The organism is Richelia sinica FACHB-800, from assembly GCF_014698825.1.
GTDB lineage: Bacteria > Cyanobacteriota > Cyanobacteriia > Cyanobacteriales > Nostocaceae > FACHB-800.
The window spans coordinates 1-22,865 of sequence record NZ_JACJTT010000003.1; the positions used below are offsets into that span (position 1 = coordinate 1).

Annotated in this window: 15 protein-coding genes; 6 read left to right on the forward strand and 9 right to left on the reverse strand. The window is 39.5% G+C overall.

All coding sequences use genetic code 11. The annotated features are described in order from the left end of the window. Nucleotides 1-4,344: hybrid sensor histidine kinase/response regulator (locus tag H6G73_RS24335; RefSeq protein ID WP_242034106.1), on the forward strand; the 4,344-nt coding region annotated here is incomplete at its 5' end. A gap of 217 nt (nt 4,345-4,561) precedes the next feature. Here the strand turns inward: H6G73_RS24335 and H6G73_RS03535 are convergent. The 3 genes from H6G73_RS03535 to H6G73_RS03545 form a co-directional block, all read right to left on the reverse strand. Then, the gene (locus tag H6G73_RS03535) at nt 4,562-6,127 is read right to left on the reverse strand and encodes an NAD(P)H-hydrate dehydratase (RefSeq protein ID WP_190601576.1); all 1,566 of its coding nucleotides are present in this window, start codon (nt 6,125-6,127) and stop codon (nt 4,562-4,564) included. Between the two features lie 257 nt (nt 6,128-6,384). Then, on the reverse strand, nt 6,385-7,002 hold the full coding sequence (locus H6G73_RS03540) for a hypothetical protein (protein WP_190601577.1): 618 nt from the start codon (nt 7,000-7,002) through the stop codon (nt 6,385-6,387). Nucleotides 7,003-7,178: 176 nt separating this feature from the next. Then, nucleotides 7,179-7,673, reverse strand: a complete 495-nt coding sequence (locus H6G73_RS03545; protein WP_190601578.1) for a pentapeptide repeat-containing protein — start codon at nt 7,671-7,673, stop codon at nt 7,179-7,181. A gap of 141 nt (nt 7,674-7,814) precedes the next feature. Here H6G73_RS03545 and gcvT point away from each other — a divergent pair, with 141 nt between their 5' ends. From gcvT to gcvP, 3 genes are all read left to right on the forward strand, one after another. After that, nucleotides 7,815-8,951 (forward strand): glycine cleavage system aminomethyltransferase GcvT, encoded by a 1,137-nt coding sequence (gcvT, locus tag H6G73_RS03550; RefSeq protein WP_190601579.1) that lies wholly within the window; start codon nt 7,815-7,817, stop codon nt 8,949-8,951. Between the two features lie 108 nt (nt 8,952-9,059). After that, nucleotides 9,060-9,446 (forward strand): glycine cleavage system protein GcvH, encoded by a 387-nt coding sequence (gene gcvH / locus H6G73_RS03555; protein WP_190601580.1) that lies wholly within the window; start codon nt 9,060-9,062, stop codon nt 9,444-9,446. 144 nt (nt 9,447-9,590) lie between these two features. Further along, on the forward strand, nt 9,591-12,488 hold the full coding sequence (gcvP, locus tag H6G73_RS03560) for an aminomethyl-transferring glycine dehydrogenase (protein WP_190601581.1): 2,898 nt from the start codon (nt 9,591-9,593) through the stop codon (nt 12,486-12,488). A 139-nt stretch (nt 12,489-12,627) separates the two neighbouring features. Here gcvP and H6G73_RS03565 read toward each other — a convergent pair whose 3' ends face one another. The 5 genes from H6G73_RS03565 to H6G73_RS03585 all read right to left on the reverse strand — a co-directional run bounded on the left by H6G73_RS03565 (nt 12,628) and on the right by H6G73_RS03585 (nt 16,579). Next, nucleotides 12,628-13,125 (reverse strand): hypothetical protein, encoded by a 498-nt coding sequence (locus H6G73_RS03565; RefSeq protein WP_242034107.1) that lies wholly within the window; start codon nt 13,123-13,125, stop codon nt 12,628-12,630. Nucleotides 13,126-13,128: 3 nt separating this feature from the next. Beyond that, nucleotides 13,129-14,100 carry a hypothetical protein gene (locus H6G73_RS03570; protein WP_199317599.1) on the reverse strand — a complete coding sequence of 324 codons (972 nt, stop codon included), beginning with the start codon at nt 14,098-14,100 and terminating at the stop codon, nt 13,129-13,131. 305 nt (nt 14,101-14,405) lie between these two features. Continuing rightward, nucleotides 14,406-14,810 (reverse strand): type II toxin-antitoxin system VapC family toxin, encoded by a 405-nt coding sequence (locus tag H6G73_RS03575; RefSeq protein ID WP_190601582.1) that lies wholly within the window; start codon nt 14,808-14,810, stop codon nt 14,406-14,408. Further along, a complete protein-coding gene (locus tag H6G73_RS03580; RefSeq protein WP_190601583.1) occupies nt 14,807-15,049 on the reverse strand; it encodes a DUF2281 domain-containing protein in 243 nt (80 codons plus the stop codon). Before H6G73_RS03580 ends, H6G73_RS03575 begins: the two co-directional genes overlap by 4 nt. A 156-nt stretch (nt 15,050-15,205) precedes the next feature. Further along, nucleotides 15,206-16,579, reverse strand: coding sequence for a CHAT domain-containing protein (locus H6G73_RS03585; protein WP_190601584.1), 1,374 nt, complete (start codon nt 16,577-16,579; stop codon nt 15,206-15,208). A 656-nt stretch (nt 16,580-17,235) separates the two neighbouring features. Between H6G73_RS03585 and H6G73_RS03590 the strand changes: the two genes are divergently transcribed. Both H6G73_RS03590 and H6G73_RS03595 read left to right on the forward strand, forming a co-directional pair. Further along, nucleotides 17,236-20,286, forward strand: a complete 3,051-nt coding sequence (locus H6G73_RS03590; RefSeq protein ID WP_190601585.1) for a plasmid replication protein, CyRepA1 family — start codon at nt 17,236-17,238, stop codon at nt 20,284-20,286. A 259-nt stretch (nt 20,287-20,545) separates the two neighbouring features. Then, nucleotides 20,546-21,430, forward strand: a complete 885-nt coding sequence (locus H6G73_RS03595; RefSeq protein ID WP_190601586.1) for a class I SAM-dependent methyltransferase — start codon at nt 20,546-20,548, stop codon at nt 21,428-21,430. Between the two features lie 123 nt (nt 21,431-21,553). Here H6G73_RS03595 and H6G73_RS03600 read toward each other — a convergent pair whose 3' ends face one another. Beyond that, nucleotides 21,554-22,723, reverse strand: a complete 1,170-nt coding sequence (locus H6G73_RS03600) for an aminotransferase class V-fold PLP-dependent enzyme (protein WP_190601587.1) — start codon at nt 22,721-22,723, stop codon at nt 21,554-21,556. Nucleotides 22,724-22,865: the final 142 nt, after the last annotated feature.

Below are 22,865 nucleotides of genomic sequence, written 5' to 3' on the forward strand. Positions count from 1 at the left end.
GCAACATCAGAATTATCATTTGGTGATTTAGATGGTCTGGAATCTTCTTCAGATGCAAATCTGGGAACAGAAACAGTTTTCCAAGAAAATATTGATGATTTATTTGGGTTAACAGAAGAAACACCAGCAACATCAGAATTATCATTTGGTGATTTAGATGGTCTGGAATCTTCTTCAGATGCAAATCTGGGAACAGAAACAGTTTTCCAAGAAAATATTGATGATTTATTTGGGTTAACAGAAGAAACACCAGCAACATCAGAATTATCCTTTGGTGATTTAGATGGGTTGGAATCTTCTTCAGATGCGAATCTGGGAACAGAAACAGTTTTCCAAGAAAATATTGATGATTTATTTGGAGTAACAGAAGAAACACCAGCAACATCAGAATTATCATTTGGTGATTTAGATGGTCTGGAATCTTCTTCAGATGCAAATCTGGGAACAGAAACAGTTTTCCAAGAAAATATTGATGATTTATTTGGGTTAACAGAAGAAACACCAGCAACATCAGAATTATCCTTTGGTGATTTAGATGGGTTGGAATCTTCTTCAGATGCGAATCTGGGAACAGAAACAGTTTTCCAAGAAAATATTGATGATTTATTTGGAGTAACAGAAGAAACACCAGCAACATCAGAATTATCCTTTGGTGATTTAGATGGGTTGGAATCTTCTTCAGATGCGAATCTGGGAACAGAAACAGTTTTCCAAGAAAATATTGATGATTTATTTGGAGTAACAGAAGAAACACCAGCAACATCAGAATTATCATTTGGTGATTTAGATGGTCTGGAATCTTCTTCAGATACAAATCTGGGAACAGAAACAGTTTTCCAAGAAAATATTGATGATTTATTTGGGTTAACAGAAGAAACACCAGCAACACCAGAATTATCATTTGGTGATTTTGAAGCGATCGCACCACAAGAGATACCATCGTCAAATGTAGATGATCTATTTACAGAACTGCCAGAACCACAACTCATCGATAACGAGTTAGAATTTGGGGATGCTTTCAATGCACCATCAGAAACCAACGAATTTGCAACCACAATTCAAGATTTCGATAGTTTCTGGGGAGAAGTAGATGCCTCCTCCACACCTGAATTAGGTGCAGAATTAACCACACCCGCAGAAACCAACGAATTTGCAACCACAATTCAGGATTTCGATAGTTTCTGGGGAGAAGTAGATGCCTCCTCCACACCTGAGTTAGGTGCAGAATTAACCACACCCGCAGAAACCAACGAATTTGCAACCACAATTCAGGATTTCGATAGTTTCTGGGGAGAAGTAAATGCTTCCTCCACACCTGAATTATCTGCTGTAGGTGAGCAAGATGTAGCTAGAGACTTAGAAGCTAGTTTATTTGCCGCAGCAGCCGAAGAAATTGTTGAAGAACAGCAGGAATCTCTACCTACCTATGATTTTTATCTAGAAAACTTTGATTTCTCAGTTCCAGAAACAGAACTGTTACCACGTCCTAATCTCACAGCGGATCTAGGTGAAAGTTTGTTTGCAGATTTAGATGATCAATCAGCAGCAACTACTACCGAAGAGGATGATTTATCTAGTCCAGAAGTTGAAAGCTTCTCTTCAGATACCCACGATTTGGACTTGACTTTAGAAGTACCACAAGAATCTTCAGAATCAACTCCTGTAATCCAAAGTTTTGTAGATTTAGAACTTGACCTGTTTGATGGTGTGGAAGATGAGAGTGTTGACAACTCCTTCGCTGTAGACAATGAAACTACTCCAGCACCAAGTCTAGAGACAGAAAGTACAGATGATTTTGATGATTTGCTGCAAATAGATAGTCAGTCAGAAATAACAGTAGCAGATGATATTAACCTCAATCTAGACAGCAGCGAGTGGGAAGAACCCCAATTAGCAACGGATAACGAAGCAGATTTAGAAATTGCAGACGCTGGTTTTGATTTTGAATCAGAGTTAAATCTGACAGAGGACACAGCTGAGGAATCTTTACCTGTCAATGAAATCACCTCAGATACATCTGTCATTGAGAGAGATGTAGTCGCTAATCCAGAGTTAGCCTCTGCACCTACAACTACAGATGAAAATGCCAACCAAGAATTGGGATTGGATGAATTTGCAGAATTAGAAGCATTATTAGACGAACCACCAGTACAAACTCCACCTGCGGCATTTATCCCCGATGCAGATTTTGATGCTTTAGAGGCTTTACTAGGTGATGAATCAACACCAGCCACACCTCCACCTCCTCCTGTGGCCGCACCACCTGTTGTACCACGTACACCTGCTATAAGTGCAGTAGCAGTTGAAGATGAATTTAGTGATTTAGAGAAACTGTTGGCAGAAGCAGATCAATCGATGTCGCATACACCAGCGATGAAAGGCAATGCCGGCAGAAACCAACGTCCAACCACTCGACGGGTAACTAGGGAAGAAACCATGAAAATCCCCGTCAAGCAACTGGATGAAATGAGTAACTTGGTTGGGGAGTTGGTAGTTAACCGTAACACTTTAGAGCAGGATCATGAGCGTTTGCGTCAATCTTTAGATAACTTGCTGGTTCAGGTGCAACATCTTTCCGATGTGGGCGCAAGGATGCAAGAATTGTATGAGCGATCGCTCCTTGAATCATCGCTATTAGCCAGTCGAAGAAGTAGAGACCATGGTCATAGCTTCGGACATGGTAACGACCGAGGCTTCAGCGAATTAGAAATGGACAGGTTTACACCCTTCCACACTTTGTCACAGGAAATGATTGAGTTCATCGTCCGGGTACGGGAGTCAGCTAGTGACATCGACTTTGTGACAGAAGAAACAGAAAGAGTCGGTAGACAATTTCGCCAAGTCACCACCCAACTGCAAGAAGGACTGACCAAAGCGCGAATGGTGCCCTTTGCCCAAGCGATTGACCGTCTGCGTCGTGGTGTCAGAGATAACGCTCTCAAATATGGTAAGCAAGTAGAATTGCAGACAGAAGGAGCAGAGACATTAATCGACAAGATGATTTTAGATCACTTGACCGATCCATTGACTCATATGCTTAATAATGCGATCGCTCACGGTATTGAAACACCAGAAGTTCGTCAAGCCGCAGGTAAACCACCCACTGGCATTATAACCATTCGTGCCTTCCACCAAGGCAACCAAACAGTGATTTCCGTCAGCGATGACGGTGCAGGGATTGATATCGAAACAGTCAAAACCAAAGCCATTAAAAAAGGCATCATTACTGCACAGCAAGCGCAAACCCTATCACGCCAAGATTTCTACGACATCTTATTCCTACCCAGTTTTAGTACCGCCGACCAAATCGACGATATTAAAGGGCGGGGTGTAGGTATGGACGTAGTACGTACCGATATTAGCGAAATTCGTGGTGTGGTAAGTACAGATTCAGCTGTTGGTAAAGGCACAACCTTCACCATTCGTCTACCATTAACACTGAGTATCTGTAAAGCCCTATGCTGCGTTTCCGAGAAAAGCAGAATTGCCTTCCCCATGGACGGGATAGAAGACACCGTTGATATCCCCACTAAAAACGTTCACCAAGATGCAGAAGGCAACTTATTTATTAACTGGCGCGACTCCATGTTACCCTTCAAACCTCTGAAGGAAATATTAGCCTTCAACCGCCATCTAAGTCGTGGTAGCGTCTATGGGGGAACTCGTGATGATGACATGATTTCCGTCATCGTTTTACGCTCTGGCAACACATTAGTAGGCTTACAAGTCGATCTAGTTCTGAGCGAACAAGAAATAGTAATTAAGCAGTTTGAAGGCCCAGCACCTAAACCCAGTGGTGTTGCTGGTGCTACCGTACTTGGTGATGGTCGCATTATGCCTATTGCTGACGTACTCGAAATCATCGACATCTTCCAAGGCAAGATGTCCAAACAAATTGGTGGTGCTGCTTGGCAACAAAAATTACCTTCTGTTCCAGAAATAGTTGATGAGAAGATAGAACCAACGGTATTGATTGTGGACGACTCCATTACAGTCCGAGAATTGCTATCTCTCACCTTTAACAAAGCTGGATATCGAGTGGAACAAGCCCGTGATGGTCAGGAAGCCTGGGATAAACTACGTTCCGGTTTACCATGTGATATCGTCTTCTGTGACATTGAAATGCCTCGCTGCGACGGTCTAGAACTGCTGTCACGAATTCAAAAGGATTCCTCCCTCAACCACCTGCCTATTGCTATGCTCACCTCCAGAGGTGCAGATAAACATAAACAAATGGCAGTGCAGCTTGGTGCTAGCGGCTACTTTACCAAACCTTATTTGGAAGAAGCCTTACTGGAAGCAGCTTCTCGCATTCTGAAGGGAGAAAAGTTGGTAACAGCATAGGGTTCAGAAGTATGGCTGCGCCACGCTGCGCGAACAGAAGTTCAGAAGTTCAGAAGTTCAGGAGTTCAGAAGTTCAGAAGTATGGCTGCGCCACACTACGCGAACAGGAGTATGCCTCCGGCACGCTGTGCGAAAAGAAGTTTAAAAATGCAAGAAGAAAGCAGCAATCACATTAATTATTCTGTAACTCCTGTCTTCTTCTTTCTATGGCATTAAATTATTCTGTAACTCCTGCAACTTCTGTAACTTCTGTCTTCTTCTTTCTGCCTCTACTCAGTGCAGGAATTAAATACTGTGTCAAAGTGAAGGCATCTACACCTAACTCTGTTCTTTCCTGGGCAGCTAAAATTCCTGCTTGGGAATGCCACCACGAAGCAGTGGCAACTATATCTTCAATTGCAAACTTATTCTCACTTTGGGCAATTAATCCACCCAATAACCCGGTTAATACGTCACCGCTACCACCACGGGCCAAGGCTGATGTACTTTCTGGGTTAATCCAAACTATACCTTGGGGATTAGCGATCGCTATTCTTGCCCCTTTTAATAATACTACTGCCCCACTTTGGGCGGCTGCGGTTTGTACAGCTTGGACTCTATCTGTGTAACTAATTTCAGGAAACAGCCGATGAAATTCACCTGTGTGGGGTGTGAGTACGGTGACTGCTTGGCGTTTCTGTAAAGTGGGAATGGTTCCTAACTGGGCTAGGACATTTAGCCCATCTGCATCAAGGACGAGGGGAGATTTACTAGCTAATACCTGTTGCACAATGGCTGTGGTATCTTTAGTTAAACCAGGGCCACAAGCGATCGCACTAAATGAATGTAAATCTGTGTTATCTGGTAATTCTAAATCAGCAATTGCCCCTGTTTCTGTTTCTGGACAACCAATAATTAAAGCCTCTGGCAAATGAGATACCAACAAGGGTTTAATTGACTCTGGCACTGCAATAGATAACATCCCCACACCACTGGCACGGGCACCTAAACCAGTGATAATTGCCCCTCCCGCATAACGTCGCGAACCACAAATTAATAGTAAATGTCCTTGTTTATATTTATGAGTAATCAAAGGACGGGGTAAGGGTAAAGAAGTTAGAGCCGTTGCTGTAGTGATACGTTTAACTGGGGGTGATTCTCCTAACACAGCATAGATATATGCCAAAGGAATATCAAAGTCAATTAATTCGGCTTTCCCAATATAATCGAGGGCATTTTCTTGCAGTAAACCTTGTTTCCATAGACCCAAACACAAGGTATAAGTTGCCTGAATTGCTGTTCCTAAAATTGCACCTGTATCAGTATGAATTCCAGAAGGTAAATCAATACTAATGATTGGTGTATTACTAGCATTAAAGTAACTAATCGCCGCAGCAATTGGCTCAGTAATTTCCCTTTCTAAGCCAAAGCCAAATAAACCATCAATTAAAAAATCGCAACTTGGTAAATCTTCAATATTTTCATAACAGGAAATATCTAAACTTTTCACATATTGTAAATGCTGGGCAGTTAGTTCTTTATATTTGCTAAAAGGTGCATAAATCCAAACTTCGTAGCCACGCCAGTGTAACTCTCGACCTACAACTAAAGCATCTCCACCATTATGACCGGGGCCAACTAAAATACCCACACGTTGCTTTGTAGGAAATAATTTCTGGATACGCTGGGAAATTAATCCTGCCACTTTTTCCATTAAGGCGGCAACAGGCATCCCAGCAGCAAAAATTCTCTCCTCAATTTCCCGCATTTGTGCAGCAGTAACTATGATTTGTTCTTTGTTCATTAGTGAATTTATTGATGAATTTAATTTGCTTTGTCAGTTTAAGAAATAAATAGTATTTTGAAAAAAAGACCAATATGTAATACCAACTCTCCAAAAACAACCAACATATTGAACAAACCCCTCCCCAACCCTCCCCGCAAGCGGGGAGGGTGCACGATAGTGCGGGTGGGGTAATCATCTGTTGCCAACATTGTTCAATTTCGTACAGGAAATAGGGACTTTTTGTGAAAATTCTCCTATTCCCTATAACCTAGTTTTTACCGTCCGTAATAAACTCTGGCATTACCATAACCCGATTTGCGAATATAATTATTCCATTGTTCTGCATCCAACCTTTCATTAAAAGGCCCAATAGCAAGATGTGCTCCTAATGGTTGACTTCTGATCATCACATTGGAGCTTTGATCAATAATTCTGCGAACTCTTTCAGCCATCACAGTTAAGTTTTTGCCATCACTAGGAATCACTACATAATAAGCTTTAATATTTCGGCGACGATTATTGCTAGGGGATATTTCTTCACCATTAGTAAAACTCACCACACGTGCGCCACCAACACCGTATGCTTCCAAATCTCTCACTCTTTCTACCGCATTTGTTTCTCTATTAAACACCCCCGATTGGATGACATTGCGTCCATTATAAGGACGAATGTAAGCACCACTTTCTACCAGTCGTACTCGTTCCAAAATGGTAGGATCATCAGTATCGACATAGACAAAATAACGTTCAAAGTTCTGGGTTTGGGCAAATTCAAAACCAGTTTCCGCAGTTTGTGCCTGTCCAGGACTGGTGTATGTCAGCAATGTGACTCCACCAAGCAGACAGGACAGTAACGGTAAGGATATGAATTGGGCAACTCTAACATTCAGCATATCTATCAGCAGTTGTGTCGAATATTTGTTACCGACTATATTAGACTCATGGTCAAGAAATTGTGATGGGGTTGAGATACACTAAATGTTGACTGTACAAGGCTTTTTTATGCAAAAATAAAGCGGTAACTGATAAATTACCGCCAGAGTAACTATTTGAGGTGTCAGTCCTGGTTTTACTTACACCCTAAAGATTCGCGGGTGTCCACACCTGTTTTTGAATTCACCCCACTAGCCTTGGCACACAGTTTTTTGATTTCTACACCATCCAAAACAGCATTTGTAAAATCAGTACCTGTAATATTCACCGCGTCGAAAGTTGAGCGCAGCATCATAGCATCAGTCAAAATTGCATCACTTAAATCAGCATTTTTGAACCTGGCTAAATAGGCGATACCGTTACTAAAATCTATGCCATGTAGATTAGCACCGTCTAAAAGAGCACCGTTAAAAACGCTACCCCGTAAATCAGCATTGGCAAAATTAGCATTTTCTAATTTGACATTGGTAAACTCAGCCCCAATTAAGCTTTTGCCACTAAAATCCTGACCTTGCAATTCATCACCAGCAGAACGGGTAATGCTAGAAGAACTTGCAGCTTGTGCCGAAACAGGAAATAACAATAGCGCCACTGCTAAAATCAAGCCAGCTAGGATTCGCCAACACTTCATAACTTCAAGTTAATAAATCTAAACAATTCCATCATTAATCATTAAACCTTACTAGGGAGTGGGAAGTAATTCTCTGCCAAACCTGGATACATCCCGTAGTATAGATAAATGTTGAGGTGCGATCGCATAATTAAACTACCAGTGGCTAATCAAGAACACACTACCCCATCTTTGGCACGAACCCCTCTCTATCCATTGGGTGTAGAACTCAAGGCCAGATTTACCAGCTTTGGCGGTTGGGAAATGCCAGTTCAATATAGTGGTATTACCCAAGAACATCATGCCGTCAGAGATGCAGCAGGCATGTTTGATATTTCTCACATGGGCAAATTTACCCTCCAAGGTAAAAATCTCATTGACCAACTACAAAAACTAGTTCCTTCTGATCTAAATCGTTTACAACCAGGTCAAGCCCAATATACTGTGCTATTAAACCCCCAAGGGGGAATAATTGACGACATCATTATCTATTACCAAGGTACAGACAGCACTGCTACTCAAAAAGCAGTAATTATTGTTAACGCTGCCACCACCACCAAGGATAAAGATTGGCTACTAACCCATCTTTCCCTGGATACAGTCCAGTTTCAAGACCTATCTGGGGATAAAGTTTTAATTGCTATCCAAGGGCCAAAAGCAGCTTACCATCTTCAGTCCCTCATCTCAGTGGACTTAACCCCCATTGCCAACTTTGGACATTTAGAAACTACCATCTTTGGTCAACCTGCCTTTATTGCCCGCACAGGTTACACAGGAGAAGACGGTTTTGAAGTCATGGTAGACCCAGAAGTTGGAGTTAAATTGTGGCAGAGTCTGTATGAAGCTGGTGTTATTCCCTGCGGACTAGGGGCTAGAGATACCCTGCGGCTAGAAGCTGCCATGGCCCTCTATGGACAAGATATTGATGACACCACCACCCCTTTAGAAGCCGGTTTAGGATGGTTAGTTCATTTAGATACTAAAGGTGACTTTATCGGCAGAAACGTGTTAGCACAACAAAAAGCCCAAGGAGTCCAGCGCAGACTTGTTGGGTTACAAACTCCAGGGCGGAATATTGCGCGTCACGGTTATCCAGTCCTCTCATCAGACCAAGTAGTTGGAGAAGTGACTAGTGGCACTCTCTCACCTACCTTGGGATATCCAATTGCTTTAGCTTACGTCCCTACACCATTGGCTAAGACTGGCAACCAACTCGGAGTAGAAATTCGTCACAAAGTTTACCCTACACAAGTAGTTAAAAGACCCTTTTATCGTTCAAAAAATCGTGTTAATAACTAATCAAGATGTAGGTTTTTGCGGAATAATGTGTTTTGGGTTACTTTCATTACCTCATAGGGTAGAGATGAAAGCGAGAAAAATAGTTTTTTGACGTGGAAAAGGAAATGTATGTCATTTGAATATCCTGATGACCTGAGATACTCGGATACCCATGAATATGTCAGACTAGATGGTGAAATTGCCACTGTTGGGATCACTGAATTCGCCATAGACCAACTTGGTGATATTGTCTTTCTGGATGTGGCAGAAATTGGTGATGCACTGGATAAGGGAGAAAGTTGTGGCACAATTGAATCCGTTAAAGCCGTTGAAGACTTAAAATCACCAGTGACAGGTACAGTGATCGAAAGAAATGAAGCCTTGATTAATTCTCCTGAACAGATAGTTGATGACCCTTACGGTGAAGGATGGTTACTTAAAGTCCGTGTCAACGACCCTGAGGAAGTTGAAGATGGAATGACAGCTAGTGAATATAGTGCCTTAGTAGAAGGTTAATAGGTAGAAGGTTCATAGTTTTGTAGACACCCTTCGAGTTAGCGAAATTTTTTTGGGTGCGTTACTAACGCACCATTTTTATTCAATATTTACCAAAAGTAATTATTACAATATATTAATGCAGTAGCTTCTGGAGTATAGATTGTGGTAATTAATGCCCCACGTTCTGAGTATGGTGAGCAAAAGGTGTTTAGTCATAGCCATCAGCAGTACAATAACTTTGCCCAACGGCACATAGGCCCGCAAGCTGAAGAAATTCAGGACATGTTACAGGTTTTGGGGCTGAGTAACCTGGATGAGTTGATTGAGAAAACAGTACCACAGGGGATTCGTTTTACCCATACACTCAATTTGCCAGCCCCCCAAAGCGAATATGCTGCCCTAGGTAAGTTAAAACAAATAGCTGCTAAAAATCAAGTTTATCGTTCATTTATTGGTATGGGGTATTACGACTGTATTACCCCTGGGGTTATTCAACGGAATATTTTAGAAAATCCTGGTTGGTACACTGCATATACTCCCTATCAACCGGAAATTGCCCAAGGTAGGCTAGAAGCTTTGTTGAACTTTCAAACCATGATTATTGACTTAACAGGTTTGGAAATTGCCAATGCTTCCTTACTAGATGAAGGTACAGCGGCTGCGGAAGCCATGAGTTTAAGTTATGGTGTATGCAAGAATAAAGCTAATAGCTTTTTTGTTTCCCGTGCCTGTCATCCCCAAACTATTGATGTGTTGCAAACGAGGGCTGAACCTCTAGGGATAAATATTATTATTGGTGACCATCAAACATTTGATTTTGCAGAACCGATTTTTGGGGCAGTTCTCCAATATCCTGCTAGCGATGGCACTATTTATGACTATCGCAGTTTTATTGAAAAAGCTCATCAAGTTGGGGCATTGGTAACTGTAGCAGCTGACCCCTTGAGTTTAGCCTTACTCACCCCACCGGGAGAATTAGGTGCAGATATTGCGGTTGGTAGTACCCAAAGGTTTGGTATTCCCTTGGGGTTTGGGGGGCCTCACGCAGCCTATTTTGCTACTAAGGAAGAGTATAAACGGTTAGTACCAGGACGTATTGTAGGCGTATCTAAAGATATTCATGGTCAACCTGCTTTACGTCTAGCGTTACAAACCCGTGAACAACATATTCGTCGGGAGAAAGCCACCAGTAATATTTGCACAGCCCAGGTGTTACTGGCAGTGATGGCGAGTATGTATGCAGTTTATCATGGGCCCCAGGGACTAAAAGCGATCGCCCAAAATATTCACCAGTTAACCGTAACTCTGGCCAATGGACTCAAACGCTTAGGTTATCAAATTAGTTCCGAATCTTTCTTTGATACTCTGCGCGTAGAATTAGGAACCAATAGTTTAGCCACTATTCTGCAAGCTGCTGATGCTAGAAATATCAACTTACGCATCATTAATAATTCTGCTGTGGGTATTTCCATCGATGAAACGACAACCACAGAAGATTTAATTGACTTGTGGCAAGTTTTCGCAGGTAAAGATGAATTACCCTTTACCGTTGAAGAATTAATCTCTCCAACCTCTCATATCCCCTTACCTCGTACCAGCAACTATCTCACCCACCCAGTCTTCAACCGCTATCACTCCGAAACAGAATTACTGCGTTATCTACATCAGCTAGAAACCAAAGATTTATCTTTAACTACATCCATGATTCCTTTGGGGTCTTGTACGATGAAGTTAAATGCCACTGCTGAAATGATTCCCGTCACATGGGCAGAGTTTGGCAAAATACATCCCTTTGCACCTCCCTCTCAAACCAGAGGTTATCAAATTCTGTTTCAACAACTAGAAGCTTGGTTAGCAGAAATTACTGGCTTTGCAGGTATATCCTTACAACCAAATGCAGGTTCTCAAGGTGAATATGCAGGACTTTTAGTAATTCGTCATTATCACGAAAGTCGGGGAGAAGGACACCGCAATATCTGTTTAATTCCTCAGTCAGCACATGGTACAAACCCCGCTAGCGCGGTGATGTGTGGGATGAAAGTAGTAGGAGTTGCCTGTGACTTACAAGGCAATATTGATGTTAATGACTTGAAAGCTAAAGCTGAAAAACATAGTCATGAACTAGCGGCATTGATGGTAACTTATCCTTCCACTCATGGTGTATTTGAGGAAGCCATTCAAGAAATTTGCGCTGTAATTCATACCCACGGTGGACAAGTGTACATGGATGGGGCAAATATGAATGCCCAAGTGGGACTTTGCCGTCCTGGTGACATTGGTGCAGATGTGTGTCACTTGAATTTACACAAAACTTTCTGTATTCCCCACGGTGGTGGTGGCCCAGGTATGGGGCCAATTGGTGTTGCATCTCATCTATTACCGTTTTTACCAGGACATTCTGTGGTTCCCATCCAGAAATCAACAGGTGCTGTTTCTGCTGCCCCTTGGGGTAGTGCCAGTATTTTGGTAATTTCCTGGATGTATATTGCCATGATGGGTGCAGAGGGGTTAACAGCAGCTACTAATGTGGCAATTCTCAATGCTAATTACATTGCCAAGCGGCTGGAGTCATATTATCCAGTGTTGTATCAAGGTAAAAATGGTTTGGTTGCCCATGAATGTATTTTAGATTTGCGGGCATTGAAAAAATCTGCCAGCATCGAAATTGATGATGTAGCAAAACGGTTAATGGACTATGGTTTCCATGCACCTACTGTATCTTGGCCTGTAGCAGGTACAATCATGGTCGAACCGACGGAAAGTGAATCTAAACAGGAATTAGATAGATTCTGTGATGCTTTAATAGCTATTCGTCAAGAAATTGCTGACATAGAAATCGGGAAGGCAGATATTCAAGATAATGTCTTGAAAAATGCACCTCATACGGCTGAAAGTCTAATTATTGGTGAATGGAATCATCCCTATTCCCGTGAACAAGCTGCTTATCCTGCCCCTTGGAATAAGGAACATAAGTTCTGGCCCACTGTGGGTAGGATAGATGCGGCTTTTGGAGATAGGAATTTTGTTTGTTCTTGTTTACCGATGGAGGCTTATAGTTAGTTTTTAGTTTCTAAAATCCCTGATTTCTGATATCAATTTATCATTTATTGGTGAGTTTGAAAAAAGAAGTCAGGGATCTAAATTTTTGTAGAAACTCAAGATATGGTATCAATTTCATTCAATTTGCAATAAGCATTAATTAAAATTTCCATTCGTGTTCTGGATCAAGTAATGCAGCTTGAACAGTAGATAAGTTTGCTAAATCCTGAAAAGGACTAGATTTTGCTAATTCAGTGATTTTATCAAGTGCTAAGTGTAAATGTTCATTATTGCCAGAAGCAATTGCTTGATCAACAACATTAAATAGGGCTTCAAAATTTTTTGACCTTTCAGCAAATGAATGATCAATAAAAGCTAAAAAACAATCTCTTTTTTGCTTAATTTCTGCTAAAGTAGTTTTTTCCCAAGCTTCAATTTTACGGCGTTTTGTTCGTTCTTCTTTAACTACTATGTTATATTCACGATAAGCAGATACAATTTCTTTGAGACATTCAGCACCGCCATTTACTGCTTGCATTTTATTTTGCAGACGAATTGTTTTTTGATGTTCTTTAGTCTTAATAACTTCTGTTACACCTTTAGCAATTCCTCCAGTAGCAGCACTAGCTAATCCTATGATATTGACTGGAATGGTCATTATTTATAAATCTCCCAAATGTTTATATTTTGCTTGAACATTGATAACTAACGGGTTAAGATTACCTTGATTGTCTAAAATTGGAGTTTTGAAAATTTCTACTAAAGCCTTCACTAATAAGGCTAATTGTTGAAAAGCAGCAGCATCCCTCCCAGGAAGAAAATCCTTTGATTCTAATTCATCAAGTTGTTTAGAAGCAAGTGTTTCTAGCTTTCTGACTAAAATACCAATTTCGCGGATTCTTGTCTCAACCCTGCGGAGAAAGTCTCCAGCTACTCTGATTTCTGCTATTTGAGTATTGACTTCCGCTTGATACTCTCTTGCTTGAGTCAACGCTTTTTCACCTTCTCCAGCTAACTTGAAACCTCCAACAGCTAATGCAGGTCCGACAGCAACACCACCAAGAACTGCACCACCGAGTAATGCGTTACCACCACCTAACCATACTGCCACACCAGGTAATCCCAATTCAGCAACAGCAACTTGCTTGGTAAAAAGTCCAAAAAATTGAGGAACGGCAACTGTACCTACTGTACTGGCTAAACTAACGGCTCCAGTACCAGCCGCACAACCAGCACCAGTGCTTTTACCAACTAAGTTTAAAACCTCCTTGGCTTCAAATGCTACAGTTTTAAATTCTTCAAGTTGCGGAATAGAAATACCTTCTAAACCTTCTAAAAATTGCTGTTCAGTTTTAGATGCTTTCTGACCATTTCGCCGAATAAATTCAACAAACCTTCCTACTATTCTCTGTCTAACACGCAGTTGTAGATTACCATAAGATCCTGCCAGTCTATTTGTCTCTTGCCATTGATTTTTTAAATCTTCAATAGCATCTTCATATCTTTTTTCAGCAAGTTTACCTATTTCCTCAGCCTTTTTGATGTTGTTGAAGCCTTCAGCACCTTTAGCAATACCCAATGCACCAGCACCAGCAGCCACAACACCTAAAATAATGGGAATCACGAATATCATGATAAATTCTGTGTTTTAGGATAAAAAATTACTATTACTTCCGTAATAGTAGCAAAATAATTTAACAAATATATATAGAAAAATTACTTAGGTAAGAAAAACTATACAATACGGAAAATAGCTATGTATTGCGATCGCTCATCTTTTTCCTTTAACTGAGAAAACCCAATACTTTCACAACAATCTAGATGATTAAATTGTTGGGTTTCACTGCGTTCTACCCAACCTACAGCTTGTATGGTTAGTTGGTAATTTGTAGGTTATTGATGGAATGCTGAAATTGTCATTTTCAGATAAACAAAATCTTAATCAAAAATAGAAATTACTTTAATCCCAATTACTTTGTGCATAGGCTTTGTTTTCTTCTCAGTAGTAATTAACTCCTCAGCACTAACAGAAAGAGCAGCAGATACGTGAAGTGCATCCATAGCAGCTAATCCATACTGAGAAGCGATTTTATAAGCCTCTTGTACAATGTAAGTTAAATCATTTGCCCAATAAATAACATCATTAAAAAACTCTTCATAAAATTGAAATTCTTCTGTTTGCTGATGATAAATTGCTTTAGGACTTACTTCTAGTCTGACAAACTCACTAGCAGCAAATACCCGTTGTGAGTCTGATAGTATTTCTAATGCTTTTTCTGCTATTAAACCATTACCATTCGCTGCACTTAATAATACCCCTGAATCAATATAAGTTATAATCATTCTTCACTACCTTGGATTCCACCTCTACGAGTGGCTAATTCTTGTTCTATTTCATCTGCATTTAACAAAGGTTTACCAGATGCAACAATTCTAGAGCGAATTTGCCGTAAACGTTCACCCAAAGGTGGTTTTTTTGCAGTGGTTTTCAAGTGTAAAAAATCCAAAAAATTTAATAATTCTTCTTGTTTATCCTGGGGTAAGGAACGCCACTTTTGTAATAATTCTTGTTCTGAAATCATTGTTGTGCTGCTTTTTCGCTTGGTCTTGTGTCTAGTTCTGGAGTCAGGGAAACAGCGATCGCTATAACCTTGTATTTTGGTTAATCTTTCTATATATTATTTTAACTATGCGTCCTTCTCTCTGCGCCTCTGCGTGAAACAAAACAATTGTTGCTTCTACCAAGGACTGCCAATCATTGTAAAAGCAGACCAAAAATAAGGGTGAGATAAGTTCAAATTGCCTAACTCTCCTATTTCTGGTGGTAAAGCAACTCCCCTATTTAAACCTGCTTGTCGGAGTTCTCCCTGTGTAATTTTTATTTGCCCTGTAATCATGGCAATTTGTGCTTGCTGCAATGCTTTTGCCTTAATTGGCGCAGTCTTCAAGTTACGATATAATTCCGTCATCAGGGCTAAAGTACCGGCATCACTGACAGACCACAGACTACCGATCGCTGATTTGACCCCTGCTTGTAATGCTAAACCGGAAAATCCTAGTTCTGCTTGCTGATTTCCCAAGGCAGTTTGGCAAGCACTTAAGACTAACAATTCCACTGGTGGTTGATTTAACTGAAGCTGAGACAGGTCACGTAAGCGCAATTTGGTATTCCAGAATTTAATATAGGAGTCGTCTACTGTGCCAGCATTAAAGACTCCGTGGGTGGCTAAGTGAACGATTTTGTGGGGTTTCTGAGTTTGTTGCGATCGCAAATTCTCTATAGTAAATTTTTCATTGAGAAACTTAACCCCACCTTTGCTTTGAGTAATGGCCGCTAACTCTACTGGTACAGCAGGTAAAGGTTCCTGATCTGGAAATAAAGATGCTCCCATCGCTAAAACAGAAACATTCCGAATATCTGTATAAGTTGCATCAGTTAAACTAAATGCGGGAATTAAGCTAATACTATAGTTTTGAACTAAAAAATTTTTCCCATCATGTAACGCAGCAAAGGGAAAAGAACGTAACCCAGTGCCTACACAAAATATCAGATTATCTATATTTTTAGTTTCTAATTCATTGGCAACAGGAGCTATAAACAAACTATATAATTTCTGGGACAATGGTAAATAGGTTGGATTTTTAAAACTTAAGTTTTTCCGGGCAGTGACTTCTTGTTGTAATGCTTTAGTTAGACCCAGCAATTCGCTCCTACTAATTGCAATAGATTTATTAATTGGTCTTTGATTTGCCATAAGCAGGATTATGACTATATCTTGGTCTCTGGGTATCAAATACACAACGGCAGATTTTGTCCCAGTTAACTTATTCATCATTTCTAATTTATGACTAATCAACTGAGGCTGCATTATCTCTTGGGTTATATTTAACTGTAAATAGTTTTCATATTCTTTTTTCCACAGGCTCTCTTGTTCCGCAACAGAAATAGTTCTATTAATAGAGGATATATTAATATTTTTATCTCTTTTATTGTTATTACTACCAGTAGCAGGAGATATTTCTGATAGAACGCAAATAACGTTAGATAATCCAATTATTACTAATGTATTTACTAGATTTTTCTTCAAGGTAGAGTAGGTTATTTTGGACATAATTATTAGGGTTATAATTGTTATTTAATAGTTTTTATATCAAAATAATTTGGCTATTTGCTTTTCATCAATTCTTGATACAGAGACTAGACAACATCAAATAAAGTTGCTTATCTTAATTTTTCTTAACATCCATCAATTTAGCTATAAAAAATGCAATATATCAAAATAAATTTATAGATAATTTTCGGATTTGATTAATCGCATGAAAATTCAAATCAGATTGCTGGATAAAATATCCTCAAATTATCGTTACAGATGCTTTTTCATACCAGTTATACAAAAAATTCCTTTGGCTAAAACTCAGATAGAATTAGCATGACAAGTCAAGATATTACATCTTGACATATTTGCTGCTTAGTACATATTCAAATTGAATTTCTGGTCGCCTTGAGCAGTACCCAATTACTATTTATCTACAGATGTATATGTGATTTTTACGGATAAATAAAAATTAATGTCTTAAAAATATTACAATACATAATTATTATTTCCTGGTTTCATCAGCCAAAATCAGTTTTCCCAGTATTAACCGACGTATCCTCATAAACTTGGTAAAAAAAATAGCGAGAAAATTACAAAATACCGCTTATCAAAAATCAGCAGATGCGTGGTAAGGTTTTAATCTCATTAATCTTCCCTTGGTGCTTCGACCTATGCATCTGCCTAATTTACATCCACATCACCTTGAAGAATTAGTCAAGAGCAGTAGTATAGATTCACACTTGGTGTATCTAAACTTTAGATCCCTCCAAGGTGTTAGTTCCTATGAGTACCTATTGATTTCTGAACAACTTCCACGCACCAACACTGGCATGGTCAAAAGTGCTTGGTTACAACGGTATGCTCATATTACTAAAGGTGGTTGGTGGTGTTCTGGACTAGATCCTTTTAATAATTGGCAAGCTATGGAGTGGGGTTGCTTTAAACCAAACGAACCTCGTCAAAGTCACAATGGCAAGTTAATTAAGTATGAGCATCCACCCAGCGCACCTACAAGAGTATTTTATTTACGAGTAAGTTTAAAAATCTGGCAAAAAGTGGCTCAACGTTATGATTTAGAAATGCCAGAAAATATTTCTATAAATGAAGATGGAGAAGCTGAAGGTTTTTGGCGTTGGGTAATCAAACATAATATTCCTATTATTATTTGTGAAGGAGTGAAAAAAGCCGCAGCACTTCTTACTCAAGGTTATATAGCAATAGGTATTCCTGGTATTACTAGTGGTTATCGAGTAGTGAAGGATGGGTTTGGTAAGGTTACCCGTCGTCAACTCATTCCTGATTTAGGGGTGTTAGTTACAGCTAAACGTAGTTTTTATATTTGTTTTGATTTTGAAACTCAACCTCACAAAATTGCTGCTATTAATAATGCTATTGCTCAACTTGGTTGTTTACTACAGCAAAATAACTGTTCTGTGAAAGTAGTTGAATTACCAGGGAAGGAAAAAGGGGTTGATGAATTTATTGTTAATCAAGGTGAAATTGCCTTTAGTAAAATTTATCGTCAAAGTTTAGATTTAGAAGTTTATATTGCAAAAAACCGACCTCATACAGAGTTAACTATTTCTCCTACAGTTACGGTTAATCGGGCATTTTTAGGAGAGGTGGCTTTTCCCCATCATGGGTTAGTGGGGCTAAAATCACCCAAAGGTACAGGTAAAACAACGGCATTACAATCTGTTGTTGCTCAAGCAAAATTAAAAAAACAACCAGTTTTATTAATTACTCATAGAATTTTACTAGGAAGATTCCTGTGCGAAACTGTTGGTATTCACTGGGGTCTTGGCTATGTCTATAATCAAGAAGGAAAACTTTTACCAATTACTGATTCCTTTGGTTTATGTGTTGATTCAATTTGGCGATTAAATCCAGATGATTGGCGCGGGGGAATTGTCATTTTAGATGAAGTTGAACAGAGTCTATGGCATTTGCTAAATAGTAATACTTGTAAACAGAAACGAGTCAAGATTCTTAGTGTTTTTCAACAATTAATTGCCACTGTATTAAAAACAGGTGGTTTAGTCATAGCACAAGATGCTGATTTATCTGATGTTTCTATCGAATATTTACAAGGGTTGTCAGGAATTAAATTAACTCCTTGGGTGTTAGTTAATCAATGGAAACCTACAAAAGGATGGGATGTGACTTTTTATGATTCACCCAATCCTACTCCTTTAATTCATCAACTAGAATTAGATTTATTAGCTGGTAGAAAATGTTATGTAACGACTGATAGTCGTTCTGGTCGTTACAGTTGTGAGACTATTGAACGTTATCTGCAAGAACGTTTACAAAAGCTGCGTCGCGAATTTCCTAATTCTTTGGTTGTTAGTAGTATGACAACGAATACACCTGGCCACGCGGCTGTGGAATTTATTGCAGCTATTAATGAGAAAATTACTAATTATGATGCGGTGTTTGTCACTCCCAGTTTAGGAACAGGAATTAGTATTGATGTCCAGCATTTTGACCGAGTTTATGGCATTTTTCAAGGAGTCATTCCTGATTCCGAAGCGCGTCAAGCTTTAGCCAGAGTTAGAGATGATGTACCTCGTGTTGTTTGGTGTGCAAAGCGAGGGATTGGGTTAATTGGTAGTGGTAGTACCAATTATCAATTACTGGCTCATTGGTATCAGGAAAATCAAAAAGAAAACTTGGCTTTGCTTAATCCTCTACATAAAATTGATGTGGACTTACCTTTGGTATATGATCCAATTCATTTACGGACTTGGGCTAAGTTATCAGCTAGAGTAAATGCTTCTATTCGCTTTTATCGTCAATCAATGCAAGATGGTTTATTCAGTGATGGACATCAACTACAAAGGCGAAGCAACGAGGTACATAATAATATTATTCGGGAGTTAAGATTGGCATTTTTTGCCACTGACCCTAGTGATTCTGCTACTCGCAGAAGATTGATTTTAGAAATTGTCAAAGTTCAGAAAGATTGGATGAACAGCCGCCAAAAGGCGAAAGATATTAAACGTAAAATCAAGGATATTAAACAGCAAAATCAATGGTCTGCTGCTCATGCTGTGTCTGTAGCTAAGGATATCGATTATGTGGAATATGAGCATTTATCAACTAAACATTCTCTGACGGAATGTGAACGTAATCAAATGCAGAAATATATTCTACGACAAAGGTATGGAGTAAAAGTAACTCCTCAACTGAAATTGTTGGATGATAAGGGATATTACAAGCAGTTATTAACTCATTATTATCTGATTCATGAAAGTGAATATTTTCATGTCAGAGACCAACAAGAATGGTCTCAACAGTTAGCTTTAGGTGAAGGTAAGGTATTTTTACCAGATATTAAAACTTATACTTTAAAAGTTGAAGCGATGCGGGCTTTAGGGATGCTGCAATTTTTGGAAACTCAACGAATATTTTGTGAAGGTGATGCTGAATTATTATGGCTGAAAAATGCAGCCAAAAAAAGTAGTAACCATATTAAAAGAGCTTTAGGAATTGATATTATACGAGGAAATAAGCCTCTATCTGAGATAAAGATATTGAGTCGGTTGTTAGGTTTATTGGGATTGAAATTAAAACGGGTAGATAATTTTTATAAAATTGATCCTAAAACTTTGAATGATGGTAGAGAAGAAATATTTCAGGTTTGGAAACAACGAGATGAGTTGATGTTAGAACATCTGATACATGTGCATCAAGCTTCAGCTAGCTATGTTAATAGATAATCACGGAAATACTCATCAGCAAAATCTTGTGTAAATTTTGTCACATAATTTGCTACTTACTTGGATATACTGGTATTATTTTTTAGCGTGTTTACATTTAAGTAAATCTACATGCTATAGTTAGGCAAAACAAAAATTAAGTTGAATTCATCCGTAAGCATCTACCTTCATTGAATAAAACAGCATCTTGCACTGAGTGTTTGTACATTTACGCAGAAGCACAACTAGTCAGCAATTTTCATGGCATTAAGAACTAAATATGTACACTATCACCAATAACAAGTTGATATTGCAGCCTTACTTGACGAAGGGGGGTGTATGGGACGATGGTATTTTGACTTTTTCTATTCCTCATTCCAGTCCGGCAATGGAGGCTAATAGTTATTACTTTAATCAGGAAGAGTGGGCTAAGGCATATTTGCAATACTGCCATCAAGATGAAGAATTTCGTTCTTTGTGGCAAGCAGCTATGGGTAGTTGGGATGGCAAGATTGTTGTGGACGTGGGTTGCGGGCCTGGTAATTTATTAGCTTGCTTGGGAGGTTCTCCCAAATTAATGATTGGTGTGGATATTGCTAAGGGTAGTTTAAAAATAGCAGAAAAATTTGGCTATGTACCTATTTTAGCTGATGCCCATAACTTACCTTTGGTGTCTGGTTTTGCAGATATTGTGACACTAAACGCAACTTTGCATCATTGTGATGATATGGGTAAGGTGTTAGCAGAAGCTGCACGATTACTGAAACCAGGGGGAATTTTAATTAGCGATCGCGATCAACAATTGAGTTCTATGAATTTTAAAGGGATTTCGGCTTTGCTGTGGCGATCGCGTGTTTGGGTATGGCGGCTATTACGCAAAGGTGCTCATGCTTCTCGAGAACACCAAAAAAGAATGTTAGCTACGGAAATTCACGTAGATAAACCTGGTGATGGTGTATTTCCAGAACTTTATTTCCATACTTTGGAACCAATGGGTTTCTCAGTCAATGTCTATCCTCATAATAATCAAGTTGGCGCTGCTGTACTGCAAGGTAACTATGGTAAGGCCATGTGGCATTGGCGGTTTGTACAGAGATTATCAGGTATCAATCCCTATACCCCAGAAGCAGCTATGTCTTTAATGTGTGTGGCAAGGAAAAAATAGCTGACAGGTGAGGGTGACAATAAATTGAGATTGGGGGAGAAAAGATACTCTTTAGCAAATCTCCCCCAATACCTTGATTTGTATGTTTTCACATAGTTTTGGTCAGTACCAAACAAGATGAATTTAATTATGTAAATGATGCTGACAAAAATCAGCGATCGCTGCAACCAATTGGTCAATTTCTGATTCTAAAGTTAGGTAATGAACACTCAACCGAATACAACTAGGGTTGGCAATGGTGCGGGTGAGGATTTTTTGTGATTCTAAAAACTGAACTAACTGCATATGCAACTGATGGTTAGTCAGTTGAAAGGAAACCAAGCCACTTTCAGGAGGAGAATTTTTTAAACAGTTCACATGCGCTAATTGTGTTAATTTTTCCCATAAATATTGACTGGAATTACAAATTTGCTGATATCTGTCCTTTGCGGTTCCCCATTGGTCATGGATAGCGATCGCTTCTTTTAAGCCGACATACAGTGGAGTGGCAATTGTAGACACTTCATATCTTCGTCCATCTGGTAGCCAATTAGCTGGTTGTCCTTGACTATCGAGAATTAGTCCGTTTAAACCGATAAATGTAGGTTGTAAATGTTCTCGCGCTGCTTTATTCACATATAATCCACCTACCCCAGCCGGGCCACAAAGCCATTTATGACCGGTAAAAGCATAAAAATCTACTTCTAAATCAGTTAAATCTAAGGGCAGTACCCCAAAGGATTGGGCTGCATCTACCAAAAGTAAAGAATTATTGCGTTTGCATACATCAGATATTTTGTCAAGTGCCAAAACTTGGCCAGTATTCCAAAATACATGGCTTAAAACAACTAAGCGGGTGTTAGGGCGCAGATTTTCGGTGATAATATCTACAGGATTGCCTGCATTTAAAGTATCACTTACAGGACAACTGGTGACATCTACAGCAAATCTGCGGCTAATTTCTTGAGCTATGGCAATCACTCCCGGATGTTCACAATCAGATAGGAGGAGATGATCTCCTGCTTGCCAAGGCAATCCCCACATGGCAATATTGCAGCCAGTGGTGACATTATCTGTTAGGGTGATTGTTTCTTTATCTACATTTAATACAGAAGCGATCGCACTGCGACTGGCTTCTTTTTGCGGTGCTATCCAGCGATAAGCTTCGTAGCCAAAGGGCCCTATTTCTTGAATATAAGCTTGGGCTTGGGTGATAGCATCCATTGCCCCTTGAGGCATCGGCCCTTGCCCTCCATAGTTAAAATAAATCTTATTTGCTAAAGCTGGAAACTGTGAGCGATGGTGATGCAGCATATCTAAATAGGGATGGAAAATTTTAGCTAATTTTTATCTTGTATGCAGTTAAAAACTTATCACGACATCAACAGGGGGAGTAGAAACAAAAGGATGAGAAAAAAGTTGTTGTTTTCATTGTTAGCAGTTGATTTCTCCCTGA